The following is a 2,124-nucleotide window of genomic DNA, read 5'->3' as shown; positions in this document are numbered from 1 at the left end:
TGTACGGATTACCTGAGGAAGTCGGCGACGAGGGGAGCTTTTATCTAAATCCGATTTATTCAACAAAGCCGCGGGCGACACATATGGTTTTCATTTCCCTTTAATAAATTCGACTGAAGTCGCCATTGCATTTGAAGGCGGCGACCCAGACAGACCCTTTATATCCCATGTCATGCACGATGGCGCACATCCTGACCTTGTGAATATGCGCAATGACACACGCAACATTATTCGCACTCCTTCACAGAACAAAATACGGCTTGAAGATAAAAGAAATCAGGAACATATAAAGATTTCGACGGAGTACGGTAAAAGTCAGGTTAGTGCAGGGCATCTGGTGGATGCAGAAAGAAAAATGCGGGGTGAAGGCCTTGAGGCCAGAACCGATCACTGGATAGCTGTCCGTGCAGCCAAAGGGCTCATGCTGACAACAGAGCCACAGCCCAAAGCGCAGGGGCAGCAGCTCGATATGACCGCTGCTGTCGCTGCCCTCGAAAGTGCTTTATCGCTTGCGCGAACGCTTCAGCAATGCGCCACGACCGCCGGAGCCAGCGCCGCGGAGTCTGAGCCTCAGGAACAGTTGAAGCAGGCATTGGATAAATTGCAGGCTCCCGGCCTTTTAGCCTATGCCGAAAAGGGGCAGGCTTTTGCCACACCGGAAAGCTTACAGCTTTCAGCCGGTGCAGACCTGATTGCCACGGCAGGAAGCAATGCAAGCGTAAACGTGCTTAAAAAATTCTCACTGGCCGTGGGAGATAAGCTCTCGCTCTTTGCCCGAAAACTCGGGATCCAGATGATTGCCGGTGAAGGCAATATTGATGCGCAGGCTCAGCGCGGTGAAATGCATTTCCTTTCTCAGAAGGATTTCACCCTGATGAGCACCGACGGCAAAGTGAATGCCAGTGCGAAACAGGGAATTCAACTTTCCTGCGGCGGAGGCGGTATACGCATCAACGCCGATGGTTCAGTTGAGATTTTCTCACCCACGGCTATCGACCTGAAAGGACCTAATCTGGCCTTCAAAGGCCCGGAAAGTGTGAAAACAACCGTCCCTGCATTCGAGAAAGGAACATTCAAACGTCGCTTCCAGCTTCACGCGCAGGACGATGCGGAACAAACATTGCCGAATCAAAAATTCCGACTCACCAGTTCGACCGGTAACGTCATTGAAGGTGTCACCGACGCCAAAGGACAATCCTCACTGCTCGACAGTGACGATATTGAAACATTTAAGATGGAGCTTATCCATGACTGATACTAAAGCCAGTCCTTACCAGCCAAAAATCGTGGCGAAAAACGAGATGGGGGTTCATCAGTCACTGGGCGAAGTGGCTCAAACCTGCAAAGTCTCAGTTCCCCGCCCTATGCCCTGCATCGTCATTTTGGTCCACGGCGTCAATGATGTGGGCGAAGCGTACCAGAATCAGGAAACGGGCATTATTGAGGGATTGAGAAAACGCCTCGACCGCAGCGATCTTTATGCACATGAGTGGAAAGACTTCATTGCAATGCACAATGAAGATGCCCAGACCAAAATCACCGCCCCGGGACGTTCACCGGTCATCCCTTTTTACTGGGGTTACAAACCCGTAACCCGCGATGACTGGAAAGCCGACCAGAAACGCTACCGTGACGAAGTCACTACCCTGAAAGATGGCGCAAAAATTCCTTATGACAGCTATCAGGAAAACGACCCCAAAAAGATGGCGGAAAACGGAAATGACGGCAGTAATGGCATTAAGTTTCAGAATGACAGTTTTAAAAATGCCCTTGATGTGAATTTTGCCAAAGGCGGCGGCACGTTTGCCAATGCCACGACCAATATCCCGGATATGCTGGGGCCGGGGTCAAATGGCCTGGTCGTGGCCGCCGCCGGGTTCGGTACCTTGTATATGAACGGCGGGAATTATACCCACCCGATCTATCACAACCCGCACCGTATCTATCAGTTCTTTGCCGCGCAAAGACTCGCAGATTTGATTTTGACGATAAGACGTCACAAAGTTGCTGGAGGTGATGTGATTAATATTGTCGCCCACAGTCAGGGGACAATCGGCTTTGTTGAATAAATCGGATTTAGATAAAAGCTCCCCTCGTCGCCGACTTCCTCAGGTAATCCGTACA

At 50.8% G+C, this 2,124-nt stretch carries 1 protein-coding gene and 1 pseudogene; both read left to right on the top strand.

Annotated elements, in window-relative coordinates:
• Positions 1-172 precede the first annotated feature (172 nt).
• A complete protein-coding gene (locus J8X26_RS26635; protein WP_307803524.1) occupies positions 173-1,255 on the top strand; it encodes a type VI secretion system Vgr family protein in 1,083 nt (360 codons plus the stop codon).
• Positions 1,248-2,054: pseudogene (locus tag J8X26_RS26630) on the top strand (hypothetical protein); the annotation flags it as partial. The gene J8X26_RS26635 and the pseudogene J8X26_RS26630, both read left to right, overlap by 8 nt.
• Between the last annotated feature and the right edge of the window lie 70 nt (positions 2,055-2,124).

The sequence above is a fragment of the Rahnella sp. ChDrAdgB13 genome, from assembly GCF_017655185.1.
GTDB lineage: Bacteria > Pseudomonadota > Gammaproteobacteria > Enterobacterales > Enterobacteriaceae > Rahnella > Rahnella contaminans.
This window is presented reverse-complemented; position numbering and strand designations above follow the sequence as displayed.